The organism is Pseudomonas putida, assembly GCF_003228315.1.
In the GTDB taxonomy this organism is placed as follows: Bacteria; Pseudomonadota; Gammaproteobacteria; order Pseudomonadales; family Pseudomonadaceae; genus Aquipseudomonas; species Aquipseudomonas putida_S.
In genome coordinates this window covers 4,085,426-4,108,702 of record NZ_CP029693.1, presented here as the reverse complement: position 1 = coordinate 4,108,702, position 23,277 = coordinate 4,085,426, and the positions used below count along the sequence as shown (strand labels likewise).

At 60.8% G+C, this 23,277-nt stretch carries 21 protein-coding genes and 1 pseudogene; 12 read left to right on the top strand and 10 right to left on the bottom strand.

The window, feature by feature from the left end; genetic code table 11:
• Positions 1–17: 17 nt before the first annotated feature.
• From argB to coaBC, 4 genes and pseudogenes are all read right to left on the bottom strand, one after another.
• Positions 18–923: an acetylglutamate kinase gene (gene argB / locus DKY63_RS19220; protein WP_110965528.1), complete on the bottom strand. Its 906-nt coding sequence runs from the start codon at positions 921–923 to the stop codon at positions 18–20.
• Between the two features lie 17 nt (positions 924–940).
• Positions 941–2,344 (bottom strand): annotated as a pseudogene (locus tag DKY63_RS19215) (phosphomannomutase/phosphoglucomutase); the annotation flags it as partial.
• Between the two features lie 189 nt (positions 2,345–2,533).
• A complete protein-coding gene (gene dut / locus DKY63_RS19210; RefSeq protein ID WP_110965526.1) occupies positions 2,534–2,989 on the bottom strand; it encodes a dUTP diphosphatase in 456 nt (151 codons plus the stop codon).
• 5 nt (positions 2,990–2,994) lie between these two features.
• Positions 2,995–4,203 carry a bifunctional phosphopantothenoylcysteine decarboxylase/phosphopantothenate--cysteine ligase CoaBC gene (coaBC, locus tag DKY63_RS19205; RefSeq protein ID WP_110965525.1) on the bottom strand — a complete coding sequence of 403 codons (1,209 nt, stop codon included), beginning with the start codon at positions 4,201–4,203 and terminating at the stop codon, positions 2,995–2,997.
• 135 nt (positions 4,204–4,338) lie between these two features.
• On the opposite strand from coaBC, the gene radC reads away from it, so the two are divergent.
• Positions 4,339–5,013 carry a RadC family protein gene (radC, locus tag DKY63_RS19200; protein WP_110965524.1) on the top strand — a complete coding sequence of 225 codons (675 nt, stop codon included), beginning with the start codon at positions 4,339–4,341 and terminating at the stop codon, positions 5,011–5,013.
• Between the two features lie 123 nt (positions 5,014–5,136).
• Here radC and DKY63_RS19195 read toward each other — a convergent pair whose 3' ends face one another.
• Entirely contained in the window at positions 5,137–6,723 is a 1,587-nt protein-coding gene (locus tag DKY63_RS19195; protein WP_110965523.1) for an ABC transporter substrate-binding protein, read from the bottom strand.
• Positions 6,724–7,156: 433 nt separating this feature from the next.
• Here DKY63_RS19195 and rpmB point away from each other — a divergent pair, with 433 nt between their 5' ends.
• Both rpmB and rpmG read left to right on the top strand, forming a co-directional pair.
• The gene (gene rpmB / locus DKY63_RS19190) at positions 7,157–7,390 is read left to right on the top strand and encodes a 50S ribosomal protein L28 (protein ID WP_003177273.1); all 234 of its coding nucleotides are present in this window, start codon (positions 7,157–7,159) and stop codon (positions 7,388–7,390) included.
• A gap of 11 nt (positions 7,391–7,401) precedes the next feature.
• Positions 7,402–7,557, top strand: a complete 156-nt coding sequence (rpmG, locus tag DKY63_RS19185; protein WP_003177274.1) for a 50S ribosomal protein L33 — start codon at positions 7,402–7,404, stop codon at positions 7,555–7,557.
• Between the two features lie 141 nt (positions 7,558–7,698).
• On the opposite strand, the gene DKY63_RS19180 is transcribed toward rpmG, so the two are convergent.
• Positions 7,699–8,061 carry a cupin domain-containing protein gene (locus DKY63_RS19180; protein WP_110965522.1) on the bottom strand — a complete coding sequence of 121 codons (363 nt, stop codon included), beginning with the start codon at positions 8,059–8,061 and terminating at the stop codon, positions 7,699–7,701.
• A 234-nt stretch (positions 8,062–8,295) separates the two neighbouring features.
• On the opposite strand from DKY63_RS19180, the gene DKY63_RS19175 reads away from it, so the two are divergent.
• Together DKY63_RS19175 and DKY63_RS19170 are read left to right on the top strand one after the other, a co-directional pair.
• Entirely contained in the window at positions 8,296–9,789 is a 1,494-nt protein-coding gene (locus tag DKY63_RS19175; RefSeq protein WP_110965521.1) for an aldehyde dehydrogenase, read from the top strand.
• 178 nt (positions 9,790–9,967) lie between these two features.
• Positions 9,968–11,110: an MFS transporter gene (locus DKY63_RS19170; RefSeq protein WP_110965520.1), complete on the top strand. Its 1,143-nt coding sequence runs from the start codon at positions 9,968–9,970 to the stop codon at positions 11,108–11,110.
• Between the two features lie 7 nt (positions 11,111–11,117).
• Here DKY63_RS19170 and DKY63_RS19165 read toward each other — a convergent pair whose 3' ends face one another.
• Positions 11,118–12,686 carry a phospholipase D family protein gene (locus tag DKY63_RS19165; protein WP_110965519.1) on the bottom strand — a complete coding sequence of 523 codons (1,569 nt, stop codon included), beginning with the start codon at positions 12,684–12,686 and terminating at the stop codon, positions 11,118–11,120.
• Positions 12,687–12,746: 60 nt separating this feature from the next.
• The gene (locus tag DKY63_RS19160) at positions 12,747–14,180 is read right to left on the bottom strand and encodes a PLP-dependent aminotransferase family protein (RefSeq protein WP_110965518.1); all 1,434 of its coding nucleotides are present in this window, start codon (positions 14,178–14,180) and stop codon (positions 12,747–12,749) included.
• 179 nt (positions 14,181–14,359) lie between these two features.
• On the opposite strand from DKY63_RS19160, the gene DKY63_RS19155 reads away from it, so the two are divergent.
• Positions 14,360–14,605, top strand: coding sequence for a DUF1127 domain-containing protein (locus DKY63_RS19155; RefSeq protein ID WP_110965517.1), 246 nt, complete (start codon positions 14,360–14,362; stop codon positions 14,603–14,605).
• Between the two features lie 109 nt (positions 14,606–14,714).
• Here DKY63_RS19155 and DKY63_RS19150 read toward each other — a convergent pair whose 3' ends face one another.
• Complete coding sequence (locus tag DKY63_RS19150; RefSeq protein ID WP_110965516.1) at positions 14,715–16,007, bottom strand: NAD(P)/FAD-dependent oxidoreductase; 1,293 nt, start codon at positions 16,005–16,007, stop codon at positions 14,715–14,717.
• Positions 16,008–16,154: 147 nt separating this feature from the next.
• Here DKY63_RS19150 and DKY63_RS19145 point away from each other — a divergent pair, with 147 nt between their 5' ends.
• Complete coding sequence (locus DKY63_RS19145) at positions 16,155–16,508, top strand: YkgJ family cysteine cluster protein (protein ID WP_110965515.1); 354 nt, start codon at positions 16,155–16,157, stop codon at positions 16,506–16,508.
• A gap of 139 nt (positions 16,509–16,647) precedes the next feature.
• Here DKY63_RS19145 and DKY63_RS19140 read toward each other — a convergent pair whose 3' ends face one another.
• Positions 16,648–17,136, bottom strand: a complete 489-nt coding sequence (locus DKY63_RS19140; RefSeq protein ID WP_095194410.1) for an Lrp/AsnC ligand binding domain-containing protein — start codon at positions 17,134–17,136, stop codon at positions 16,648–16,650.
• 156 nt (positions 17,137–17,292) lie between these two features.
• Between DKY63_RS19140 and dadA the strand changes: the two genes are divergently transcribed.
• From dadA to DKY63_RS19115, 5 genes are all read left to right on the top strand, one after another.
• Positions 17,293–18,597, top strand: coding sequence for a D-amino acid dehydrogenase (gene dadA, locus DKY63_RS19135; RefSeq protein ID WP_110965514.1), 1,305 nt, complete (start codon positions 17,293–17,295; stop codon positions 18,595–18,597).
• A gap of 134 nt (positions 18,598–18,731) precedes the next feature.
• Positions 18,732–19,805: an alanine racemase gene (gene alr / locus DKY63_RS19130; protein ID WP_110965513.1), complete on the top strand. Its 1,074-nt coding sequence runs from the start codon at positions 18,732–18,734 to the stop codon at positions 19,803–19,805.
• A 128-nt stretch (positions 19,806–19,933) separates the two neighbouring features.
• Complete coding sequence (locus DKY63_RS19125) at positions 19,934–20,482, top strand: cupin domain-containing protein (protein WP_007947433.1); 549 nt, start codon at positions 19,934–19,936, stop codon at positions 20,480–20,482.
• A 181-nt stretch (positions 20,483–20,663) separates the two neighbouring features.
• The gene (locus DKY63_RS19120) at positions 20,664–21,077 is read left to right on the top strand and encodes a c-type cytochrome (protein ID WP_110965512.1); all 414 of its coding nucleotides are present in this window, start codon (positions 20,664–20,666) and stop codon (positions 21,075–21,077) included.
• Positions 21,078–21,339: 262 nt separating this feature from the next.
• Complete coding sequence (locus DKY63_RS19115; RefSeq protein ID WP_110965511.1) at positions 21,340–23,262, top strand: acetyl-CoA hydrolase/transferase C-terminal domain-containing protein; 1,923 nt, start codon at positions 21,340–21,342, stop codon at positions 23,260–23,262.
• Positions 23,263–23,277 lie beyond the last annotated feature (15 nt).

Sequence of the window (23,277 nt, the reverse complement as noted above, 5' to 3'; positions counted from 1 at the left end):
TTCGTATGCGCTATCGCTTAGTGACGCTTGCGATTGCTGATTAGGGTGCCCACGCCGGTATCGGTAAAGATCTCCAGCAGGATCGCGTTCGGCACGCGACCATCAATGATCAGCGAGCTGCCCACGCCACCCTGGACCGCTTCCAGCGCGCAACGGATCTTCGGCAGCATGCCGCCATAGATGGTGCCGTCGGCGATCAGGTCATCGACTTGCTGCGTGCTCAGACCGGTCAGGACCTTGCCCGACTTGTCCATCAGGCCGGCGATATTGGTCAGCAGCATCAGTTTTTCGGCCTTGAGTGCTTCGGCCACTTTACCGGCCACCAGGTCGGCGTTGATGTTGTACGACTCGCCGTTTTCGCCAACGCCGATCGGTGCGATCACCGGAATGAAATCGCCTTTGACCAGCAGGTTCAGCAAGTCGGTGTTGATCCCGACCACTTCGCCGACGTGACCGATGTCGATGATTTCCGGCTGGGTCATCTCCGGGGTCTGGCGGGTGACGGTGAGCTTCTTCGCGCGGATCAGCTCGGCATCTTTACCGGTCAGGCCGATGGCGCTGCCGCCATGACGGTTGATCAGGTTGACGATGTCCTTGTTGACCTGGCCGCCGAGGACCATCTCCACCACGTCCATGGTCGCGGCGTCGGTGACGCGCATGCCGTCGACGAAGTGGCTCTCGATCGACAGGCGCTTGAGCAGATCACCGATTTGCGGGCCACCACCGTGAACCACGACCGGGTTGATGCCGACAGCCTTCATCAGCACGATGTCGCGGGCGAAGCCGGTTTTCAGCTCCTCGCTTTCCATCGCGTTGCCGCCGTATTTGATCACCAGTGTCTTGCCGACATAGCGGCGAATGTAAGGCAACGCTTCGGACAGGACCTTGGCGGTGTTGGCGGCGGCTTCGCGTTCGAGGGTCATTCAGGGCTCCGGGTGAATCAGAACGGTAGTTGGAGATCAGGTGCAACGCGCTTCAACTGGACGCGGAAAACGTCCTTGATGCGCGAAAGTTCTGCCTCGTCATCGGCCTCGAACCGCAGTACCAGCACCGGTGTGGTGTTGGAGGCGCGAACCAGGCCCCAGCCTTTGGCATAGTCGACTCGCACGCCGTCAATGGTGGTCAGGTCGGCGCCTGCGCCCCACTGTGCGTCATGCAATGCATCAATGATGCTGAATTTGCTCTCTTCGGTCACATGGATATTGATTTCCGGCGTAGAAATATCGTTCGGGAAGGTGGCGAACAGCTCTTCCGCGGTGGATTTTTCCTTGCTGAGAATCTCCAGCAGCCGTGCGGCGCTGTAAATGCCGTCGTCGAAACCGAACCAGCGCTCCTTGAAGAAGATGTGCCCGCTCATTTCGCCGGCCAACAGGGCGCCGGATTGTTTCATTTTCTTTTTGATCAACGAATGACCGGTCTTCCACATTAGTGACTGGCCGCCGTATTCCTTGATCAGCGGGATCAGGCGACGGGTGCATTTGACGTCGAAGATGATTTCCGCGTCCGGGTTACGGGCCAGCACGTCGCGGGCAAACAGCATCAGCAGGCGATCCGGGAACACGATGGTGCCGGTGTTGGTCACCACGCCGACGCGGTCACCGTCGCCATCGAAAGCCAGGCCGATGTCGGCGTTGGTTTCCTTGACCTTGGCGATCAGGTCGACGAGGTTTTCAGGTTTGCCCGGGTCCGGGTGGTGGTTCGGGAAGTTGCCGTCGACTTCGCAGAACAGCGGGATGACTTCGCAGTTCAAGGCTTCGATCAACTGTGGGGCAATCACACCGGCCGCACCGTTGCCGCAGTCCACCACGACTTTCAGGCGACGGGCCAGCTTGATGTCCTGGACGATTTCGGTGGTGTAGCGGTCGAGAATTTCGACTTTGGTGATGCTGCCCTTGTCGCTGCTCAGGTCGTTGTTCTTGAGGCGATCGTGCAGGGCCTGGATTTGTTCGTTGGCCAGGGTGTCGCCCGCGATGACGATTTTGAAGCCGTTGTAGTTCGACGGGTTGTGGCTACCGGTCAGCATCACACCGGACTTGCCGGCCAGTACGTTGGCGGCGTAGTACAGCGCAGGCGTCGGTACCAGGCCAACGTCGCTGACGTGGCAGCCGCTGTCGGCCAGGCCCTGAATCAATTGCTCCACCAGTTCCGGGCCGGAAAGACGACCGTCGCGGCCGACGGAAACATTCGGTTCGTTCTGGGCCAGGCTCTGGGCACCGATGGCGCGACCGAGCCAGTAAGCCGTCTCGGCGTTCAGAAATTCCGGGACGGTGCCACGAATGTCGTAGGCACGAAAAATACTGTCGGGGAACTTGGGGGCGACGCGGGCGGGGGTGCTCATCTGCGGAAATGCTCCATCTTGAAAGTGGCTGGACTTGCCGGCGAATCATTCGGCGGCAAGCTCAAACTGGAAGGTATGACGGCGTTTTTCGCAGAGAGTTCGTGGTGCGAAAAGGCCATGCCAGCAATGTCGACAGTCGTTTGACCAGCCAATGCCTTGATTCAGGCGGGCTCCCTGAAGGGGCTGCGTTTCGGATCAATGGCTGCCGGAGTGGCCAAAACCGCCGGTGCCGCGCTGGGTCTCGACGAACTCTTCGACCATCTCGAAATGAGCCTGAACCACCGGCACCAATACCAGCTGCGCCAGACGCTCTCCTACCGCCATGGTGAAGTCGGTCTGGCCACGGTTCCAGCAGGACACCATCAGCGGGCCCTGGTAGTCCGAGTCGATCAGACCGACCAGGTTGCCCAGCACGATGCCGTGCTTATGGCCCAGGCCGGAGCGCGGCAGGATCAGGGCGGCGAGGCTCGGGTCGCCGATGTAGACCGACAGCCCGGTCGGGATCAGCACCGTCTCTCCCGGTTTGATCACAATGTCTTTTTCCAGCATGGCGCGCAGGTCCAGGCCAGCGGAGCCCGGAGTGGCGTACTGCGGCAGCGGGAATTCGGTACCGATGCGAGGGTCGAGGATCTTGGCTTGCAAAGCGTGCATGTAAATTAAACCTGGTTCAGTCGTTCAGCGATGAAGGTGATCAGCTGTCGAGCAATCTTGCTCTTGCTGGTCTGGGCGAAAAGTGTGGCGTGGAGGTCGCGGTCGATCACGCTGCAGGCGTTCTCTTCGCTGTTGAAGCCAATGCTCGGGTTGGCGACGTCGTTGGCGACGATCAAATCGAGATTCTTGTCTTTCAACTTGCGGGCAGCGTAGTCGAGCAGGTGTTCGGTTTCAGCGGCGAAACCGACACTGAACGGGCGGTCGGGGCGCGTGGCGATGCTGGCCAGGATGTCCGGGTTGCGCACCATTTGTAGCAACAAGCCGTCGCCGTTCGTAGGATCTTTCTTGAGTTTCTGTGGTGCGACGACTTCCGGGCGGTAATCGGCAACCGCAGCCGAGGCGATGAACAGGTCGCAAGGAATCGCCGCTTCGCAGGCGGCGAGCATGTCGCGGGCGCTGACCACGTCGATACGGGTGACGCGATCCGGGGTCGGCAGGTGCACGGGGCCGGTGATCAGGGTCACGCGGGCACCGGCTTCCACTGCGGCTTCGGCCAGGGCAAAGCCCATTTTTCCGGAGCTGTGGTTGGTGATGTAGCGCACCGGATCGATGTTTTCCTGGGTCGGGCCGGCAGTGATCAGTACGTGCTTGCCGGTCAGTGCCTGACGCTTGAAGCAGTCCGCGGCAAGCTGGGCCAGGTCGGTGGCCTCGAGCATGCGGCCCAGGCCTACGTCGCCACAGGCCTGGCTGCCGGAGGCGGGGCCGAAGACTTTCAGGTCGCGACTTTCAAGGGTTTGCAGGTTGGCCTGGGTGGCCGGGTCGCGCCACATGGCCTGGTTCATCGCTGGAGCTACGGCGACCACCGCATCGGTGGCCAGCACCAGCGTGGTCAGCAGGTCATCGGCAATGCCTTGGGCCAGCCGGGCGATCAGGTCGGCGGTGGCTGGGGCGATCAGCACCAGGTCGGCCCATTTGGCCAGCTCGATGTGCCCCATGGCCGCTTCGGCTGCAGGGTCCAGCAGGTCCAGGTGTACAGGGTGTCCCGACAGGGCCTGCATGGTCAGCGGAGTGATGAACTCGGCACCGCCACGGGTCATGACCACGCGCACTTCGGCGCCCTGGTCCATCAGGCGGCGAACCAGATCGGCGCTCTTGTAGGCAGCAATGCCGCCGCCGACGCCCAGAACAATGCGTTTCCGATACAGCCGCTGCATAGATCTGCCTTTCAATTCGTTGGTGACATACGTAGCGAAACCCCCTCCCCAGGGTGAATTCGCCCGCAAAAAAGATGGGCTACGATATCACAGCGCCCGCTATGGAACAGCGGCGCCCACAGACAGGGAGGTGCTATGAGTATTCGCGATTGGCCGGCGGCGGAGCGGCCGCGGGAGAAGCTGCTTGAGCAGGGATCGGCATGCCTTTCGGATGCCGAATTACTGGCCATCTTTTTACGAACCGGTGTGTCCGGCAAAAGCGCGGTGGATCTGGCGCGGCATCTGCTGAGCCAGTTTGGCAGCCTGCGGTCGTTGTTGGAGGCAGATCTCGCCGCCTTCAGCACGCAGTTGGGGCTGGGGCCGGCAAAATTTGCACAGTTGCAGGCGGTGCTGGAAATGAGTCGACGGCATCTGGCCGAACGATTGCGCCTTAAGCCGGCCCTCGAGAATCCACATGCGGTGCGTGATTACCTCAAGGCGATGCTGCGGCATGAGCCACACGAGGTGTTCGGTTGTCTGTTTCTGGATTCGAAACACCAGGTGCTGACCTTTGAGGCGCTGTTTCGCGGCTCCATCGACAACACCAGCGTCCATCCACGAGAGGTGGTCAAGCGCGCATTGGTACACAACGCCGCCGCCCTGATCCTCTGCCACAACCACCCGTCGGGCAACTCCACCCCCAGCCAGGCCGATCGGTCGCTGACCAAGCGCTTGCAGAAGGCGCTTGAGCTGATTGATGTGCGGGTGCTTGATCACTTCATCATCGGGGATGGCGATCCGCTGTCGATGGCCGAGTATGGCTGGATGTGAAGGCTTCTCTGTAGGAGCGAGCCTGCTCGCGATGGTGGCAGGGGCGTCGCGTTCATCCAGACGACCCTCGTCATCGTTGACGCCCATCGCGAGCAGGTTCGCTTCTACAGGTTTGTGTGTTGATTATTTGAAACTCACCTTGGAGTAATCCTGCCGTCCGAACGGGCTCACCTGATAACCCTCGATATCCTTGCGCGTCAGGGCAAACGCCGTCGGATGGGCCAGGGGCAGCCACAGCGCCTGTTGCTGGATCTGCGCCTGGGCCTGTTCGTAGAGCTTGGTGCGCACGCCCTGTTCGCCGGTGGTCTTGCCGGCGCTGATCAGCTTGTCCAGATCCTGGTTGCAGTAGCGGGCGAAGTTAGTACCGGACTTGACCGCGGCGCAGGAAAACTGCGGCGTGAGGAAGTTGTCCGGGTCACCGTTATCACCGGCCCAGCCCATGAACAGCAGATCGTGCTCGCCGGCCTTGGCGCGGCGGATTAGTTCACCCCATTCGATCACACGAATCTCGGCCTGAATGCCGATTTCCGCGAGGTCCGACTGCAGCAGTTGTGCACCAAGGCTTGGATTCGGGTTCAGCAAGCTGCCTGACGGGCGAGTCCAGATGGTGGTCTGGAAACCGTCCTTCAGCCCGGCCTTGGCCATCAATGCCTTGGCTTTTGCCATGTCATGGGGGTAGCCAGGCAGGTTTTTGGCGTAGCTCCAGGTGTTCGGCGGGTAAGGGCCGTTGGCAGGTTCGGCGGTGTCTTCGAACACGGCTTTGACGTAGTTGGCCTTGTCGAAGGCAAGGTTGATCGCCTGGCGCACCTCCGGCTTGTCCAGGGGAGGATGCTGGCTGTTGATGCCGACGAATGCGGTCATGAAGGCTTCAGTCTTTTCGACTTTCAGCGTCGGTTCTTTCATAGCAGCCTGTACGTCCAGTGGCTTGGGCGACAGGGCAATCTGGCATTCGTTACGACGCAACTTTTGCAGGCGTACGTTGGCATCAGGCGTGATGGCGAAGATCAGCGGGTCCACCGACGGCTTGCCGCCGAAGTAGTCCGGGTTGGCCTTGTAGCGAACCGAGGCGTCTTTCTGGAAGCGCGTGAAAACAAAGGGCCCGGTGCCGATTGGCTGGCTGTTGAGCTTTTCCGTCGTGCCGGCCTTCAACAGTTTGTCGGCGTACTCGGCCGAGTAGATCGAGGCAAAACCCATGCTCAAGGTCGCCAGGAAGGTCGAGTCGGCGTGATCAAGGGTGAAACGCACGGTCAGCGGATCAAGTGCGTCGATCTTCTTGATGAGTGCTGGCAATTGCATCGATTGCGCGTGGGGGAAGCCGCTCTGGGCGACCTGGTGCCACGGGTTGGCCGGGTCGAGCATGCGATCGAAGCTGAACTTCACATCTTCGGCGGTCAGTTCGCGCGTCGGGCTGAAGTAGTCGGTGCGGTGGAATTTCACCTGTGGGTGCAGCTTGAACACGTAAGTCAGGCCATCGGGGCTGACTTCCCAGCTGTCGGCGAGGCTGGGCACCACTTTGCCGCTGGCGGTGTCGAAATCCACCAGACGGTTCATCAGCACATCGGCAGAGGCATTGGTGGTGGTCAACGAGTTGTACTGCACCACATCGAATCCTTCCGGACTGGCCTCGGTGCAGACACTCAGGGCCGCTGCCTGGGCCAAAGGACTCAGCAGAAGAGGGACGAGCAACAGGGGTAGAGCAGCGAGGCGCATGGTCGGATTCCTTTACAGATCGAAGGCCCATCTGCAAGTGCAGTCTGGAAAAGGCTTACCCTAGTGGGCTGCCTTGCAAATGACTATCCCCTTTTTCATTTTGAGTGGACTATAGGCGCCTGATTTTGCTGTGCCTGGTTGGGAAACCCGCGATTGCGGTTTTCTGCGACGAGCGGTCGAAATCGCCAACAGCCCTTATCCAAAGCGCTTGAAGCGGGAAAAACCGGGTTTTTATCGATTCAGGGCACAGCGAATGTTGTTGCTCTCCAGTCTTTCTGGTATAAAGCAGCGCTCTTTTCTAGGGGCCCGGTTCCTTCACTGTAGGTGTAGCCGGTAAGACCTCTAAAGAATCGCGGCGCCTGGCGCCACAATGACTAGAGATTAAGCGGCCAACCCATGCCGGGTTGGGCATGTGGTTTTAGAGGGCTGAGGCATGTCTAGAGTATGTCAAGTTACCGGTAAGGGTCCGGTGACTGGGAACAACATTTCCCACGCAAACAACAAAACCCGTCGTCGTTTCCTGCCGAACCTGCAGCATCACCGCTTCTGGGTTGAAGAAGAGAAACGTTTCGTACGTCTGCGCGTATCTGCCAAAGGCATGCGCATCATCGACAAGCGTGGCATCAGTGTCGTGCTGGCCGAACTTCGTCGCGATGGCAAGGTTTAAGGGAGCTAATCATGCGTGAATTGATTCGTTTGATTTCGAGCGCCGGTACTGGTCACTTCTACACTACCGACAAGAACAAGCGCACTACTCCGGACAAAATCGAGATCAAGAAATATGATCCGGTTGTTCGCAAGCACGTGATCTACAAGGAAGGCAAAATCAAGTAATTGATTTTTCCCGACTTACGAAAAAGGCCCGTATCGCGAGATACGGGCCTTTTTTGTTGCCTGCTGGTTACGCGTTGTCTGTCAGTGCCCCTTCGCGAGCAAGCCTGCTCGCGAAGGCGTCAGTTCAAACGACGAGTAAACTCAGGCCTTCTGCTCAAACGCCACATAGATCTTGCGGCAAGGCTCCAGCACTTCCCAGGTACCCCGGAAACCTGCCGGGATGACGAAGCGATCGCCAACACGCAATGTCTTGGCATTACCATCAAGATCACGCAGCACGGACACGCCCTGCACGATTTCACAGTATTCGTGTTCCGTGAAATTCACCGTCCACTGGCCAACGGCTCCTTCCCACACACCAGCGTTCAATTGGCCACAAGGGCTGTTGTAGTGGTTGTACACCGCTTGCTCGGGGTCGCCCTTGAGCACTTTCGCCGGATCCGGGCGATAGCGTTCGGCGGCGGTGGTGGCCTGGCTGAAGTCGACGATGTTCTGGATGCTCATTGTTGTTGTCCCCCGTCATTGCGGTGCGAGTGGTTGATTTGGTCAAAGTCTATGTTTATTAAAATGAACATCGCAAGGCCGTTTGCCGGCGTTATGTCAAATATATTGAAACTTCACCAGCCGCTGGTTTAGGGTGGCGGATGCCCAGAGCCGAAAAGCAGCCTGGCCGGGCGGAATTCCTGAAAGCACCCGCGAAAGCGCGGGTGTCGTATTCAATAAGAGGAGGACACTCGTATGACCACCCTGACTCGTGCCGACTGGGAACAAAAGGCTCGCGACCTGAAGATCGAAGGCCGCGCTTACCTCAATGGCGAGTACACCGATGCCGTTTCCGGCGAGACCTTCGAGTGCATCAGCCCGGTCGATGGCCGCCTGCTTGGCAAGATTGCCAGCTGTGACGCCGCCGACGCCCAGCGCGCCGTGGAAAACGCTCGCGCCACCTTCAATTCCGGCGTCTGGTCGCGCCTGGCGCCGACCAAGCGCAAAGCCACCATGATCCGTTTCGCCGGCCTGCTGAAAAAGCACGCCGAGGAACTGGCCCTGCTTGAAACCCTGGACATGGGCAAGCCGATCAGTGACTCCCTGTACATCGACGTTCCCGGCGCGGCGCAAGCCCTGAGCTGGAGCGGCGAAGCCATCGACAAGATCTACGACGAAGTCGCGGCCACCCCGCACGATCAGCTGGGTCTGGTGACCCGTGAGCCGGTGGGTGTCGTTGCCGCCATCGTGCCGTGGAACTTCCCGCTGATGATGGCCTGCTGGAAACTGGGCCCGGCGCTGTCCACCGGTAACTCGGTGATCCTCAAGCCTTCGGAAAAATCCCCGCTGACCGCCATCCGCATTGCGGCACTGGCTGTCGAGGCCGGCATTCCGAAAGGCGTGCTGAACGTACTGCCGGGCTACGGCCACACCGTCGGCAAGGCCCTGGGCCTGCACAACGACGTCGACACGCTGGTGTTCACCGGTTCCACCAAGATCGCCAAGCAACTGATGATCTACGCCGGCGAGTCGAACATGAAGCGCATCTGGCTGGAAGCCGGCGGCAAGAGCCCGAACATCGTGTTCGCCGATGCCCCGAACCTGCAAGAAGCCGCCGAATCCGCTGCGGGCGCCATCGCCTTCAACCAGGGCGAAGTCTGCACCGCCGGCTCGCGTCTGCTGGTGGAGCGTTCCATCAAGGACAAATTCCTGCCGTTGGTGATCGAGGCGCTGAAAACCTGGAAGCCGGGCAACCCGCTGGATCCGGCGACCAACGTCGGTGCGCTGGTCGATACCCAGCAGATGAACACCGTGCTGTCCTACATCGAATCCGGTCACGCCGACGGCGCCAAACTGGTGGCCGGTGGCAAGCGTACCCTCCAGGAAACTGGCGGGACCTACGTTGAACCGACCATTTTCGATGGCGTGAGCAACGCGATGAAAATCGCCCAGGAAGAAATCTTCGGCCCGGTACTGTCGGTCATCGAATTCGATACCGCCGAAGAGGCCATCAATATCGCCAACGACACGCCATACGGCCTGGCGGCAGCGGTCTGGACGTCTGACATCTCCAAGGCTCACCTCACCGCCCGTGCACTGCGTGCCGGCAGCGTGTGGGTCAACCAGTACGACGGCGGTGACATGACCGCACCGTTCGGTGGCTTCAAGCAGTCCGGCAACGGTCGCGACAAGTCGCTGCACGCGTTCGACAAGTACACCGAGCTGAAGGCGACCTGGATCAAGTTGTGATGTGAAGCGAGCCCTGGCAATGCCGGGGCTCGACGCAAATCCCCTGTGGGAGCGAGCCTGCTCGCGATAGCGGTATGACAGTCGACGTCAATGTTGAATGTTGCTCCGTCATCGCGAGCAGGCTCGCTCCCACAGTGTTTTGTGTGTGCAGAAAATAATATCCACAGGAGCGTGGAACATGCGTTGGGCGACGTATTTCGCCGTGTTGGCGTCTGTCTTGAGTGTCGGCCTGGCCCTGGGGGTCAGCATGCCGCTGGTGTCGTTTCGCCTGGAAAGCTGGGGTTATGGCTCGTTTGCAATCGGTGTAATGGCGGCGATGCCAGCCATCGGCGTGCTGGTGGGCGCGAAGATTTCCAGTCATCTGGCGTCACGCCTGGGCACGGCCAACCTGATGCGCCTGTGCTTGTGGGGTGGCGCGGTGTCCATCGGTCTGTTGGCGCTGCTGCCCAGTTATCCGATCTGGCTGGCGCTGCGCTTGATGATCGGCGTGGTGCTGACGCTGGTGTTCATCCTCGGCGAAAGCTGGATCAACCAGCTGGTGGTCGAGCAATGGCGCGGACGGCTGGTAGCGCTGTATGGCAGCAGCTACGCATTGAGCCAGTTGGCCGGGCCGATTCTGCTGGGCGTGCTCGGCACCGAACACGATTATGGCTTCTGGGTCGGCGTCGGTTTACTGGTGGCGGCGCCTTTCCTGTTGCTGGGGCGCAGCGGTGCTCCCAGCAGCGAATCCTGCAGTGTGACCTTTGGTGATCTGCTGGCGTTCTGTCGCGGCTTACCCGCGATCGCCTGGGGTGTGTCGCTGTTCGCGGCGTTCGAAGCCATGATCCTGACGCTGCTGCCGGTCTACTGCCTGCGCCAGGGCTTCACCACGGAAATCGCCCTGGCGATGGTCAGCACGGTGGTGGTGGGCGATGCCCTGCTGCAATTGCCGATTGGCGCGCTGGCCGATCGCGTGTCGCGGCGCACGCTGTTCACTGGCTGCGCGATGGTCCTGCTGGTCTCGAGCCTGGCCATTCCGCCGCTGATCGATACGCTGTTGATTTGGCCGCTGTGGGTGCTGTTCGGCGCCAGTGCCGGTGGATTGTTCACCCTGTCGCTGATACTTATCGGCGAGCGTTATCGCGACGACGCGCTGGTTCGGGCCAATGCGCATATTGCGCAGCTATGGGGGATCGGTTGCCTGCTCGGGCCGTTGATCGCCGGCGCCGGTAGCCAATGGATCAGCGGGCATGCCTTGCCGTTGCTGATGGCGACGGGGGCGTTCGGGTTGGTGATTCTGGTGTCGCGCCAAGGTGCGTTCGGGTCGGTGCAGCCGGCCTAGGATCGCGTCAAAGCATCCGCTCAAGTCCGACGGTGTTGCTGAGCCAGGCATTGAAGCGGCGCCACCAGTTGCCAGGCTCCTGGGTCACGGTGTGCATCTTGCCGTCGTCCTCGGTGACCCAGACAACCTGGCCATGTTCCAGTTTCACCTGATAACTCAGGGCCGGCGCCATGCCCTGTAGTGCCAGTTCGCGGACCCGGGCGGCGAGCTCGGGGCTGTCCACCAGTACGCCGACTTCGGTATTCCACAGCGTCGAGCGCGGGTCGAAATTGAACGAGCCGATGAAGGATTTTTGCTGATCGAAGACGATCGCCTTGCTGTGCAGGCTGGAGTCGGAATCGCCGTAGGACTTGCTGGAAAACAGCCGCGGTCCGCTACCGCTGTCATCTCCGGGTTGGCGGCGCAATTCGAACAGCTGCACGCCGTGCTCCAGCAGCGCCCTGCGATACGGCATATAGCCGCCATGCACCGCAGGTACGTCCGTGGCTTCCAGGGCATTGGTCAACAGGCGCACCGAGACGCCGGCATCGGCGCGCCCGGTCAGGTACACCAGCCCCGGTTGGCCGGGAACGAAATAGGCCGACACCATGATCAGCTCCTTGCTGACGCCTTTGAGTTCCGGTGCCAGTTGGGTGGTCAGCAGTAATTGCGAATCGGGCTCGTCCTTGGCCAGTACCTTGCTCGGCGCATCCCACAGCGCCTGGTTCCACGCCCAGATCAGTTCCTTGCGCCAGGCGTCCAGGCGCGGGGCGGTGGCGAATTTCTTCAGCTGCTTATAGAGCGCGTGGTTCTGCTTGCGGTACTCCTTCAGGGAGTCCTCCAGCCGGATCCGGGTGTTTTCCAGGTCCTTGGCGGTGGGTTTGCTGGAGACGAAGGTATCGATCGGTTTGCTCAGGGCGCTGTTCCAGTATTGGTCGAAACTGTGCCCCAACTGCTCGGCGACCGGTCCGACGCCGAGGATGTCGATGTCGGTGAAGTTCAGTTTGGGTTCCGCGTCGAAATACTCGTCCCCCAGATTTCGCCCGCCGACGATGGCCATGCTGTTATCGGCCAGCCACAACTTGTTGTGCATGCGCCGGTGCTGTTGCGAGAGATTGAACAGTCGGCCCATGGTGCGTGTCACGCCGGTGCTGCGTCCGAGGTGCAGGGGGTTGAACACGCGAATCTGGATCTGCGGATGCGCAGCCAGGGTGGCGATGGTGACGTCCTGGCCATCACTGGTGGTGTCGTCGAGCAGGATGCGCACGCGCACGCCGCGATCGGCGGCCTTGAGCAGTTCTTCCACCAGCATGCGCGTGCTGATGCCGTCATGGACGATGTAGTACTGCAAATCGAGGCTGCTCTGGGCGTTGCGAATCAACTCGGCGCGAGCGGTAAAGGCCTCGGTGCTGTCGGACAGCAAGCGAAAGCCTGATTTACCTTCGTGAGTCGCAGCTTGGGCCTGGACCGAACGGCCAAAGGCCGAAGCGCTGGCCGGTAAGGCCTGGCTCGGCTCGCGCTGCAGGTCCTGGCTGGCGCAGCCGCCGAGGAACGAAGCGAGTAACAACAGAGTGATAAGCGGCTGTCTGACTCTCACGTAGGATCGTTCCGATTGGCGGCGGATGTTGGCATATGGACGCGGGTCCTTGCAGAAAGGTCAGTCGGTCAGCCCGTCGGTCTCTGCCAGCAGTCTGATGGCGGCAGCGCCGACCTTGCGTACGGCTTCTTCAATTTGAGCCGTTGGTTTGGCAGCGTAGTTCATGCGCAGGCAATTGCGGTATTTGCCCGAGGCGGAAAAGATGCTGCCGACGGCAATCTGTACGCCCTGATCGTGCAGGTCACGATTCAGTTTCAGGGTGTCGAAGCCTTCGGGCAGCTCGACCCAGAGCATGAAACTGCCTTGCGGACGGCTGGCGCGGGTGCCGGCGGGGAAGTAGCGCGTGACCCAATCGATCATCATGTCGCGATTGCGCTGGTATTGCGTGCGCATCCGCCGTAAATGCGGTTCGAAGTGTCCGCCTTTGATGAATTCGGCGATGGCAATCTGCGGCTGCGGCGCGGTGGAGCCGGTGCTGATGTACTTCATGTGCAGCACCCGTTCCAGATAGCGACCGGGGGCGACCCAACCAATGCGCAGGCCGGGGGCGAGGGTCTTGGAAAAAGAACTGCAGAGCAGGACGCGACCATCCTCGTCGAAGGATTTGATCGTGCGTGGGCGCGGGTAGGTGTAGGACAGTTCGCCATACACATCGTCTTCGATGATGGCCACGTCGAAACGCTGGGCGAGCGTCAAGAGCGCGCGTTTGCGCGACTCCGGCATGATGTAGCCCAGCGGATTGTTGCAGTTGGGGGTCAACTGTATGGCCTTGATCGGCCACTGTTCCAATGCCAGTTCCAGGGCATCCAGGCTGATCCCGGTGAGCGGGTCGGTGGGGATTTCCAGGGCCTTCATGCCAAGACCCTTGAGGGTCTGCATGGCGCCATGAAAACTGGGGGAGTCCACGGCCACGATGTCACCCGGCTCGCAGATCGCGCGGATGCTGGTGGACAACGCTTCGTGGCAACCGGTGGTCACCACCAGGTCGCCGGGGCCCAGCTGGCAGCCGGAATCGAGCATCAGCCGGGCGATCTGTTCGCGCAGTTCGAGGTGCCCGTGGATGTTGTCGTAATACAGACCGGGCATGTCCTGCCGTCGGCTCAGTTGCGCCAGCCCGCGCAATAGCGGCTTGAGGGTCGGCGTGGTGATGTCGGGCATGCCTCGGCCCAGTTGCACCACATCCTTGCGCGGCACTGCGCGGATCAGTTCCAGCACCTGATCCCATTGCGAGATATCGACTGGCCGCTGGGCCGGACGACCCACCGCCGGCAATTCCGGCAGCTCACGACCGACCGGCACGAAATAGCCCGACTTGGGTTTTGGCGTGGCCAGCCCGCTGTCTTCCAGCATGCGATAGGCCTGCTGCACCGTGCTCAGGCTGACCCCATGCTCCACGCTCAATGCCCGCACGGACGGCAGCCGGTCACCGGGGCGATAGAAGCCCTGTTCGATACGCGTGCCGAGCAATTCGGCGAGGTTGACGTAGAGGGTCATGGCGCAGTCTCGATTGAGGTGGTTCGGCTAACCAGTACAGATGGGGTAGAAAATCAGGATTCAGAGTCAGAATCGGCAAATCTGTATGGAAATAATACAGTTTAGTTGGATCTGTAATGCTTTTTGCCGTCCGCGCATCATGAAACCTCTGGCTACCCAAGTAAACAGGAGCATTCAAGATGAACGGTTTGAGCGATGTGCGGCTGACGTTACGCAGTCAGGAACTGGAGATCGGGCAAAAGGACAACGCACGCCATGCGCCGATGCGCAACGCGCGGTCCGGCCTGAGTCGCTGGGACCTGTTCTGGCAACGCCTGCACACGCGCAAGGCGTTGCTGACGCTGACGCCGGAGCAGCTCAAGGATATCGGGCTGACCCGTGAGCAGGCGCGGGAGGAGGGGCTCAAGCCGTTTTGGAGGATTTGAGTGCAGAGGTGATCATTAGAACCATTCGCGAGCAGGCTCGCTCCCACAGGAGACCAATTGTGGGAGCGAGCTTGCTCGCGATGGCGTCTGCCAAAACGCCCCAATATCTTCAGACCAACTCTTTAAACCGATGCCACAACATCCCCAGCGCCAGCAGCGGCGAACGCAAAAGCTTGCCGCCTGGAAAGGTGATGTGCGGCACCTTGGCAAACAGATCGAACCCACCGCTGTGCTGCCCGCTGATGGCCTCGGCCAGCAACTGGCCCGCCAGGTGCGTGGCATTCACTCCGTGACCGGAATAAGCCTGGGCGTAATACACGTTCGGCTGGTCCTTGAGCCGGCCGATCTGCGGCAGGCGGTTGGCGCCGATGCCGATCATGCCGCCCCATTGGTAATCGATCCGCACATCGCCCAGCTGCGGGAAAACCTCCAGCATCTTCGGGCGCATGTAGGCGGCGATGTCTTTCGGGTCGCGACCCGAGTAGTGGCAAGCACCGCCGAACAGCAAGCGGCGGTCGGCCGAGAGTCGGTAATAATCCAGCGCCACCCGTTGATCGCAGACCGCCATGTTCTGTGGCAGCAGCGAGTGCGCCAGTTCTTCGCTCAGGGGTTCGGTGGCGATGATGTAACTGCCGGCGGGCAGCACTTTGCCGCTCAGTTCCGGGTTGAGCTCATTGAGGTAGGCGTTGCAGCCCAGCACCAGCGTTTTGGCACGGACCGTACCTTGAGCGGCGTGTACCCGGATCTCGGGACCGTAATCGATGCGGGTGACCGCCGATTGTTCAAACAACTTCACGCCCAATTGCTGTGCGGCGGCTGCTTCGCCCAAGGCCAGGTTCAGCGGGTGCAAATGCCCGGAACCCATGTCGATCAGGCCGCCCACATAGCGATTGGAACCCACCACGGTGCGCATCTCGCTGGGCTGCAGCAGCCGGGTTTCGTAGCGGTAGCCCAGGCTGCGCAGTTCTTCGGCGTCTTCGGCGAAGCCTTCGAGGTCGCGGGGTTTGTTGGCCAGGTCGCAATAACCCCAGGTCAGGTCGCAGGGAATCTGAAAGCGATCGATGCGCCGCCGGACGATTTCCACCGCTTCCAGGCCCATGAGTTTCATCTGGCGCACACCTTCGGTGCCGATGACGTTGGCGAACTGATCGAGGCCGTGGCCAACCCCGCGAATCAACTGCCCACCGTTGCGACCGCTGGCGCCCCAGCCGATTTTCCGCGCCTCGAGCAGCACCACGCTGAGCCCGCGTTCCGCCAGTTCCAGCGCCGTGTTCAGCCCCGAAAACCCGCCGCCGACCACGCATACGTCGGCCACTACATCGCCCTTGAGCGCCGGGTAATCCGGCTGCGGCAGGCTACTGGCGGCGTAGTAGGAGGCAGCGTGCTGGGCACCGGCATTCATGGGCGTCATCCTGATTCTTGTGTTTAGAAAACTTGACGGAGCATAAGCCGGACCTTTGCGCACGGGCAACATTGGTCGGTTGCTGCTGTCTGGATCGCGGCTTTTGCCGCAGAATCACGGCCTGTCCCGTTATTGGTCCGCACTACGATGAGCTGCAACAGCCAGAAAATTCGCACACTGCGCCAGCAGATCCCCCCATTTGAGTGCGTGCCCGGCTGTCATGACTGCTGTGGGCCGGTGACCACCTCGCCCGAAGAAATGTCGCGCCTGCCGCGCAAGACCCGGGCTGAGCAGGACGCGGCGATGGACGAACTCAATTGCGTGCACCTGGGGCCTAATGGCTGCACTGTTTATGAAGAGCGACCGTTGATCTGCCGGTTGTTTGGTACCACCCAGACCTTGCCGTGCCCCAACGGGCGGCGGCCGGTGGACTTGATTCATCCAAGGGTCGAGAAGCAGGTGTTTGAGTACATGGCCTCGAAAAGGCAAGTGTTGGTTTAAAGGTGACCGAGTCGCCTGCATTCGCGAGCAGGCTCGCTCCCACAATGGAATCGTGTCGTGCACTGAATTTGTTGCCACTGAAGATCAACTGTGGGAGCGAGCCTGCTCGCGAAGGCGGCCGAACAGGCATCACAAATGCTCAATCCGGAATTGGCAAGCTCAGACTCTCCTTCACCTCTTCCATCACGATATAGCTCTTGGATTCCCGCACATGGGGCAGCTTAAGCAGAATGTCCCCCAGCAGCTTGCGGTACGAGGCCATCTCGGAAATCCGCGCCTTCACCAGATAGTCAAAATCCCCTGACACCAGGTGGCACTCCAGCACATGGGGCAATTTCAGCACCGCGCGTCGGAACTCCTCGAAAGTATCGCCGGACTTGTAGTCCAGGCTGATCTCGACGAACACCAGCAGACTGCCCTTGAGGTGCTGCGGATTGAGCCGCGCGTTGTAGCCCATGATGATCCCCTCGCGCTCCAGACGCCGGACCCGCTCAGTGCAGGGTGTGGTCGACAGGCCGACCTTCTCCCCAAGCTCGGTAAAGGAAATACGCCCGTCCGCTTGCAGGATCCGCAGGATGCTGCGATCGATCTTGTCCAGTTCCCGTTTGGTTTGCGTGTTGGTACGCATAGGGGATGCGCCTCCGTGAAAAGGGTTTTTGCCGAGAATTGTCGCCAAATATAGGCGCTTATATAGTGAAAATCACTGCTGAATCTTTTTTAAACTGCGCGCATCTAAAGCTCTGTATTACACACGTCAGCGGCTGGCCGCGATGAGGATATGAAAATGCGCGTTATGGTCTTGGGTAGCGGCGTCATCGGTGTCACCAGTGCCTATTACCTGGCTCGTGCCGGGTTTGAAGTGGTGGTCGTCGACCGGCAGCCGGCTGCTGCCATGGAGACCAGTTTCGCCAACGCCGGCCAGGTATCCCCGGGTTATGCCTCGCCATGGGCCGCGCCAGGCGTGCCGCTCAAGGCCATCAAGTGGCTGCTGCAGCGCCACGCACCGCTGGCGATCAAGGCCACTGGCGACATCGACCAGTACCTGTGGATGGCGCAGATGCTGCGCAACTGTACTGCCAGCCGCTATGCGGTGAACAAGGAGCGCATGGTCCGTCTGTCCGAGTACAGCCGTGACTGCCTCGACGAACTGCGCGCCGAAACCGGTATCGCCTACGAAGGCCGCAGCCTGGGCACCACCCAACTGTTCCGTACCCAGGCCCAGCTCGACGGCGCCGCGAAAGACATCGCCGTGCTGAAAGAGTCCGGCGTACCGTTCGAACTGCTCGACCGCGAAGGCATTGCCCGCGTTGAGCCGGCGCTGGCCAGCGTCACCAATATTCTCTCTGGCGCCCTGCGCCTGCCGAACGACCAGACCGGCGACTGCCAGATGTTCACCACCAAGCTGGCGGAAATGGCCGCGAAGCTGGGCGTGCAATTCCGTTTCGGCCAGGACATTCAGCGCCTCGACTTCGCCGGCGACCGCATCAATGGCGTGTGGATCGATGGCAAGCTGGAAACCGCCGACCGCTACGTGCTGGCGCTCGGCAGCTACTCGCCGCAACTGCTCAAGCCGCTGGGCATCAAGGCGCCGGTGTACCCGCTCAAGGGTTACTCCATGACCGTGCCGATCACCAACCCGGCCATGGCCCCGACCTCGACCATTCTCGACGAAACCTACAAGGTCGCGATCACCCGTTTTGACAACCGCATCCGCGTCGGCGGCATGGCGGAGATCGCCGGTTTTGACCTGTCGCTGAACCCGCGTCGCCGTGAAACCCTGGAGATGATCGTCAATGATCTTTATCCTCAGGGCGGCAATCTGGCCGAAGCCAGCTTCTGGACCGGCCTGCGTCCAACCACGCCGGATGGCACGCCAATCGTCGGTGCTACCCCGTTCAAGAACCTGTTCCTGAACACCGGTCACGGTACGCTCGGCTGGACCATGGCTTGCGGTTCCGGTCGCCTGCTGGCAGACCTGATGGCGAAGAAAAAGCCGCAGATCAGCGCCGAAGGCCTGGATATTTCCCGCTACGGCAACCAGCGTCCGGAGTCTGCCAAGCACGTCAGCCCGGCCCCGGCTCACCAGTAATTGCACAAGCGGTCGAGTGTGACCGCTTTGCTTCAAGCCAGTCAGATAGATCCCTCTCCCGGCACTGTTGGCGGTTCATCGCCGCCAGCCAGTGCCGGTTTTTCTTCCCAACGACCGACCAGAAGTCTGCCGCCATGCGTCCTGCCCGTGCCCTGATCGACCTTCAAGCCCTGCGTCACAACTACCAGATCGCCCGTGAAGTCACGGGTGCCCGCGCCCTCGCGGTGATCAAGGCCGATGCCTATGGTCATGGCGCGGTGCGTTGCGCCCAAGCGCTCGAAGCCGAGGCGGACGGGTTTGCCGTGGCCTGTATCGAGGAAGCCCTGGAGCTGCGCGCCGCCGGGATTCGTGCTCCGGTGTTGTTGCTGGAAGGCTTCTTTGAAGCCGACGAGCTGTCGCTGATCGTCGAGCATGATTTCTGGTGCGTGGTGCATTCGCTGTGGCAGCTCGAAGCCATTGAGAAGGCAGCATTGAGCAAACCGATCGTGGTCTGGCTCAAGCTCGATTCGGGCATGCATCGGGTGGGCTTGCATCCGAAGGATTACCAGGCCGCTTATCAGCGTCTGCTGGCAAGCGGCAAGGTGGCGAAGATCGTGCTGATGAGCCACTTCGCCCGTGCCGATGAACTGAACTGTCAGGCCAGCTCCGAGCAGGTCGCAGTGTTTGAAGTGGCACGTCAGGGGCTGTCGGCCGAAGTCAGCCTGCGCAACTCGCCGGCAGTGCTGGGTTGGCCGCAGGTTCCAAGCGACTGGGTACGCCCGGGCATCATGCTCTACGGCGCCACCCCGTTCGAAGAAGCCAACGCCGTGGCTGCGCGCCTGCAGCCGGTGATGACCCTCGAATCGAAAGTGATCAGCGTGCGTGAACTGCCGGCCGGCGAGCCGATTGGTTACGGCGCTCGCTTCATCACGCCAAAACCGATGCGCGTCGGTGTGGTGGCCATGGGTTACGCCGATGGCTATCCTCGCCTGGCACCAACCGGTACGCCTGTGCTGGTGGCTGGGCAGCGCAGCCAGTTGATTGGCCGGGTGTCGATGGACATGCTCTGCGTCGACCTGACCGACATTCCACAGGCCGGCCTGGGTTCGACCGTCGAGTTGTGGGGCAAAAACATTCTCGCCAGCGACGTGGCCATCGCGGCCGGCACGATTCCTTATCAGATCTTCTGCAACTTGCGCCGCGTGCCAATGCTCTATTCCGGGGACTGACACCGGCGGGTGCAAGCCGGAAGTCGCCTGACTGAACAGGATTCAGGTCGAGGTGTTGTAAATACTGAACGCTGTCGCCATGATAACGATCAATATTTCAACAACCCTGATTCCTGGAGGCGCAAGCTTTGGACGTCGGTGAACGACTGCAATCGATCCGAAAGCTCAAAGGGCTTTCCCAGCGTGAACTCGCCAAACGCGCGGGCGTGACCAACAGCACCATTTCGATGATCGAAAAGAACAGCGTCAGCCCCTCGATCAGTTCGCTGCGCAAAGTGTTGGGCGGGATCCCCATGTCCATGGTCGAGTTCTTTTCCGAAGAGATCCTCCAGGAAAAGCCGACCCAGATCGTCTACAAGGCCAACGAGCTGATCGACATTTCCGATGGTGCCGTGACCATGAAACTGGTCGGCCGGGCGCACCCGAGCCGGGCCATCGCATTCCTCAATGAAATCTACCCGCCAGGCGCCGACACCGGTGACGAGATGCTGACCCACGAAGGCGAAGAGACCGGCATTCTGGTGGAGGGTCGGCTTGAGTTGGTGGTCGGGCTTGAAACTTTTGTGCTCGAAGCCGGCGATAGCTACTACTTTGAAAGTACCAAGCCGCATCGTTTCCGTAATCCGTTCGATGCGCCGGCGCGACTAATCAGCGCAGCTACACCCGCGAATTTTTAAGAAAAGAGGCGCCCTGCCAGCATGGCCGAGGCCCCGAGCCGTTTTACCGTTGCGCAACAAGACCCCTTTGATTTTGGGGTTGTTTCAGTGTCGCGGGCTAACCGCTATACTTGCGCCCGCCTGCGAACCGTGGCCGCAGGCGTGACTAGCCACCATTGAGGGTGAACGCGTGAACCTAATTATGAAAATGCTGGCCGCACCAGCAACCGTATTGGCCCTCTGGGCTGTCAGCGCTCAAGCTGCGACGAATGACGACATTGCCAAGCGCCTCGAGCCAGTCGGCCAGGTTTGTGTACAGGGCAAGGAATGCAAGGGGATGGAAGTGGCGGCAGCCGCCAGTGGCGGTGCTGCGAAAACCCCGGATGAAGTGATTGCCAAGCACTGCAACGCTTGCCACGGTTCCGGCCTGCTGGGTGCACCGAAAATCGGTGATGCCGCGGCCTGGAAAGAACGTGCCGATCACCAGGGCGGCCTCGACGGCATCCTGGCCAAGGCCATTACCGGTATCAATTCGATGCCGCCTAAAGGCACCTGCGCCGACTGCTCCGATGCCGAGCTCAAAGGCGCTATCCAGAAGATGTCCGGCCTGAAGTAAGCCGACCCTTCTGCCAAAAAGCCGCTTTCGAGCGGCTTTTTTGTGCCTGTCGTTTTTCCCCTATAGGAGCGAGCCTGCTCGCGATGGTCGTCAACGATGACGCGGGCTATCTGATCACCCGCGGTGCCTGGTCGTTCATCGCGAGCAGGCTCGCTCCTACAGGGCGCCGGGGTGGTCGATTGGTTTCAACAGGCTGTTCATTGCAGCAAAGACCCGGCAAGCTCGGTCCAACCCCAGATCATGGAATGTAAGGGAGGTTCGGATGGTGCAGCTGTGTTCTATCGAGCAAGCGGTCGACGAGGTGCTGGCGCGGTTGCCGGCGCATATCCACATGGGCCTGCCCCTGGGCCTGGGCAAACCCAACCCTTTCGTGAATGCGCTGTATCGGCGCATCGCGCAGCTGCCACAGCGGCAACTGACGATCTATACCGCGCTGTCCCTGGGGCGCCCGGCCTTGGGCGACGGCTTGCAGAAGCGCTTTCTTGAACCTTTCCTCGAGCGGATCTTCGGTGATTACCCGGAGCTGGATTACCTCGCCGACCTGCACCGCGACCAGTTGCCGGGCAACATTCGTATCCAGCAGTTTTTCATGCAGCCCGGCAGCCTGCTCAACAGTGCCCCGGCTCAGCAGGACTACGTCAGCAGCAACTACAGCCACGCCGCGCGGGACATCAACGCCGCCGGGTTGAATCTGGTGGCGCAATTGGTCGCCAGCCATACCGATCACCCCGATCGCCTGAGCCTGAGCTGCAACCCGGATATCACTCTCGACCTGCTGCCGATGATCGCCAAACGCCGGGCTGTCGGGGAGACGATCCTCATGGTCGGGCAGGTGCACAACGACTTGCCCTACATGCCCGGCGATGCCGAGGTGGGCATCGATACCTTAGACCTGCTGGTCGACGAGAAGGACAGCACCACGCTGTTTTCCACGCCGAACATGCCGGTGGGTTTCCAGGACCATTTCATCGGTTTGCACGCCAGCACCCTGGTACGCGATGGCGGCACCCTGCAGATCGGTATCGGCTCCATGGGCGATGCGCTGACGGCGGCGTTGCTTGCCCGTCAGGCCGATAGCGACCGCTACAAGTCGCTGTTGGCGGAGGTAAACCTGAGCCCATGGGTGCAATTGATCGAACGCGAAGGCGGCCTCGAACCCTTCGCCCGGGGCCTGTACGGCTGTAGCGAGATGTTCGTCAACGGCCTGCTGGTGTTGGCCGATGCCGGCATTGTGCGACGCAAGGTCTACCCGGATGTGCCGACGCAACAACAGGCGAACGCCGGCACCCTGGATGAAACGGCGCAGGCCGATGGCATCTCGGTGCACGGCGGTTTCTTCCTCGGGCCGCGCAGTTTCTACGAACGCTTGCGCGACTTGCCACACAGCAAGCGGCGCGAATTCAACATGACCCGCATCAGCTACATCAACGAACTCTTCGGCCAGGAAGAACTCAAGCGCCTGCAGCGCCTGGATGCGCGGTTCATCAACACCGCGTTCACCGTGACCCTGCTCGGCGCCGGCGTGGCGGATCAGCTTGAAGACGGGCGTGTGCTCAGCGGCGTCGGTGGGCAATACAATTTCGTGGCGCAGGGCCACGCTCTGGAAGGGGCGCGCTCGGTGTTGCTGCTGCGCAGTTGGCGCGAGTCGGGTGGCGAGGTCAGCTCCAACATCGTCTGGGAATACGGCCACTGCACGATCCCGCGGCACCTGCGGGACATCGTCGTCACCGAATACGGCATCGCCGATTTGCGCGGCAAGACCGATGCGGCGGTGATCGAAGCGCTGCTGAACATCACGGACTCACGTTTTCAATCCGGGCTGATCGAACAGGCGCAGAAGGTTGGCAAGCTACCGAAGGATTTCCGTCTCGATCCGCGTTTCACCGACAACCACCCGCAGCGTTTGCAGGGGATTCAAGCGCGACATGGGCACCTGTTTCCGGAGTATCCGTTGGGGTGTGATTTCACGGAGGTGGAGCGGGATCTGTTGCGGGCGCTGAACTGGTTGAAGAGCAAGTTCAAGCTGAGCGAGATAGTGGAGTTGGGCAAGGCTGCGCTGGATGCGCCGCAGGCGGAGGCGTTTCCCGAGCATCTGGAGCGGATGCAGCTGACTGATCCGGAAGGCCTGAAAGAAGAGCTGTTTCAGCGGTTGTTGCTCACTGGCCTGAAGGCCACCGCGCAATAACGGGCAACCCAAAAA

Coding starts and splice junctions, on each gene's coding strand:
- argB (WP_110965528.1), bottom strand. CDS start 923: ATGACCCTCGAACGCGAAGCCGCCGCCAACACCGCCAAGGTCCTGTCC.
- DKY63_RS19180 (WP_110965522.1), bottom strand. CDS start 8,061: ATGAGCATCCAGAACATCGTCGACTTCAGCCAGGCCACCACCGCCGCC.
- DKY63_RS19160 (WP_110965518.1), bottom strand. CDS start 14,180: ATGACCCTCTACGTCAACCTCGCCGAATTGCTCGGCACGCGTATCGAA.
- dut (WP_110965526.1), bottom strand. CDS start 2,989: ATGCACGCTTTGCAAGCCAAGATCCTCGACCCTCGCATCGGTACCGAA.
- DKY63_RS19145 (WP_110965515.1), top strand. CDS start 16,155: ATGAGCTGCAACAGCCAGAAAATTCGCACACTGCGCCAGCAGATCCCC.
- DKY63_RS19150 (WP_110965516.1), bottom strand. CDS start 16,007: ATGAATGCCGGTGCCCAGCACGCTGCCTCCTACTACGCCGCCAGTAGC.
- radC (WP_110965524.1), top strand. CDS start 4,339: ATGAGTATTCGCGATTGGCCGGCGGCGGAGCGGCCGCGGGAGAAGCTG.
- DKY63_RS19140 (WP_095194410.1), bottom strand. CDS start 17,136: ATGCGTACCAACACGCAAACCAAACGGGAACTGGACAAGATCGATCGC.
- rpmG (WP_003177274.1), top strand. CDS start 7,402: ATGCGTGAATTGATTCGTTTGATTTCGAGCGCCGGTACTGGTCACTTC.
- dadA (WP_110965514.1), top strand. CDS start 17,293: ATGCGCGTTATGGTCTTGGGTAGCGGCGTCATCGGTGTCACCAGTGCC.
- DKY63_RS19115 (WP_110965511.1), top strand. CDS start 21,340: ATGGTGCAGCTGTGTTCTATCGAGCAAGCGGTCGACGAGGTGCTGGCG.
- coaBC (WP_110965525.1), bottom strand. CDS start 4,203: ATGCAGCGGCTGTATCGGAAACGCATTGTTCTGGGCGTCGGCGGCGGC.
- alr (WP_110965513.1), top strand. CDS start 18,732: ATGCGTCCTGCCCGTGCCCTGATCGACCTTCAAGCCCTGCGTCACAAC.
- DKY63_RS19175 (WP_110965521.1), top strand. CDS start 8,296: ATGACCACCCTGACTCGTGCCGACTGGGAACAAAAGGCTCGCGACCTG.
- DKY63_RS19195 (WP_110965523.1), bottom strand. CDS start 6,723: ATGCGCCTCGCTGCTCTACCCCTGTTGCTCGTCCCTCTTCTGCTGAGT.
- DKY63_RS19120 (WP_110965512.1), top strand. CDS start 20,664: ATGAAAATGCTGGCCGCACCAGCAACCGTATTGGCCCTCTGGGCTGTC.
- DKY63_RS19170 (WP_110965520.1), top strand. CDS start 9,968: ATGCGTTGGGCGACGTATTTCGCCGTGTTGGCGTCTGTCTTGAGTGTC.
- DKY63_RS19155 (WP_110965517.1), top strand. CDS start 14,360: ATGAACGGTTTGAGCGATGTGCGGCTGACGTTACGCAGTCAGGAACTG.
- rpmB (WP_003177273.1), top strand. CDS start 7,157: ATGTCTAGAGTATGTCAAGTTACCGGTAAGGGTCCGGTGACTGGGAAC.